General features: G+C 66.6%; 1 protein-coding gene. It reads left to right on the top strand.

Annotated features, from left to right (window positions below; all coding sequences use genetic code 11):
- Positions 1–1,635: DUF1522 domain-containing protein (locus tag IVB50_RS29585; protein ID WP_247298849.1), on the top strand; the 1,635-nt coding region annotated here is incomplete at both ends.

The raw sequence follows: 1,635 nt of genomic DNA, 5'->3' as shown, positions 1-1,635 counted from the left end.
GTTCTCTCCTCTTCGGTTCGTCAGAACCTCCTCTCCCTCCAGTCCACCGCCGACCTCCTCGCCACCACGCAGAGCCGTCTGTCGACGGGCAAGAGCGTCAACTCGGCCCTGGACAATCCCACCAACTTCTTCACCGCACAGTCGCTCGACAACCGCGCCAGCGACATCAACAATCTGCTCGACGGCATCGCCAACGGCGTGCAGGTGCTGCAGGCTGCCAACACCGGCATCACCTCGCTGCAGAAGCTGATCGACTCTGCGAAGTCGATCGCCAACCAGGCGCTGCAGACCACCGTCGGTTACTCCACCAAGTCCAACGTCTCCACCACGATCTCGGGTGCGACGGCTTCGGATCTGCGCGGCACCACCTCGTATGCAAGCTCGAGCGCGCTCGGCAACGTGCTGTATAGCGGCGCTGCCGGCGGCACGACCGCTGCGACCTCGTCTTCGACGCTGGGCAGCGCTGCCCAGGGCAGCTTCACGGCTGCCGCGGCAGTGAAGGCGGCCGACACTACGACCAACCTGGTCGGTACCGCGACCCTGATCGGTGCGGCCGGTGCTGCGACCGTTGCCGGTACGTCCCCGGCTGACGGCGACACGCTCACCGTCAATGGCCACACGATCACCTTCCGCGCCGGCATTGCGCCGACCGGTACGTCGATCCCGAGCGGTTCGGGCGTCAACTCGGGCGGTACCGTCCTCACCGACGGCAGCGGCAACTCAACGGTCTTCCTCGGCACCACCGGTACGCCGCTCGCCACGGTCAACGACCTGCTGACCGCGGTCGACCTTGCCAGCGGAGTGCAGACCGCTTCGATCAACAGCAGCGGTGTCGCAACCTTCGGCGCGGCTACCGGCGCAACCGGTTCGTCCATCGCCGCCGGTATCGCGACGATCAAGAGCTCGACCGGTGCCGACGTCAGCATCACCGGCAAGGCCGACTTCCTCAAGGGCCTGGGTCTCACCAGCGCAACGGGTAGCGGCAACGCGACGCTGAACGTCACGCGCACGACGGCGGGCGGCTCGCTGGGTTCGTTGATCCAGGACGGTTCGACGCTGAACGTCAACGGTCACGTCATCACCTTCAAGAACGCGCCGATCCCCGGCTCGACAAACGCTCCGGCGGTTCCGAGCGGCTTCGGTGCCAGCGGTAACGTCCTGACCGACGGCAACGGCAATTCGACGGTCTATCTGCAGGCCGGTTCGGTTGCCGACGTGCTGAAGGCGGTCGACTTTGCGACCGGTGTGCAGACCTTCACGCTCAACGGCAGCGGTGGCGGTACGCTCGCGACGGCAACCGGCCAGATCGCCTCGTCGATCAACGCCTCCGGCCAGCTCAAGCTGTCCACCGGCGTCAATGCCGACCTGTCGGTCACCGGCACCGGCAACGCACTGGCGGCGCTCGGCCTCGCCGGCAACACCGGCAGCGCCACCGCGTTCACCGCGGCTCGCAACTCCGGTGTCGGCGGCATCAGCGGCAAGACCCTGACCTTCTCCTCCTTCAACGGCGGCACGGCGGTCAATGTCACCTTGGGCGACGGCACCAACGGTACGGTCAAGACGCTCGATCAGCTCAACACCGCGCTTCAGGCCAACAACCTGTCGGCCACGATCGACGCCAACGGCCTGCTCACG

The sequence above is a fragment of the Bradyrhizobium sp. 87 genome, from assembly GCF_023073015.1.
In the GTDB taxonomy this organism is placed as follows: Bacteria; Pseudomonadota; Alphaproteobacteria; order Rhizobiales; family Xanthobacteraceae; genus Bradyrhizobium; species Bradyrhizobium canariense_D.
The sequence above is the reverse complement of the archived record's forward strand: the minus strand, read 5'-3'. Positions and strand labels throughout refer to the sequence as shown.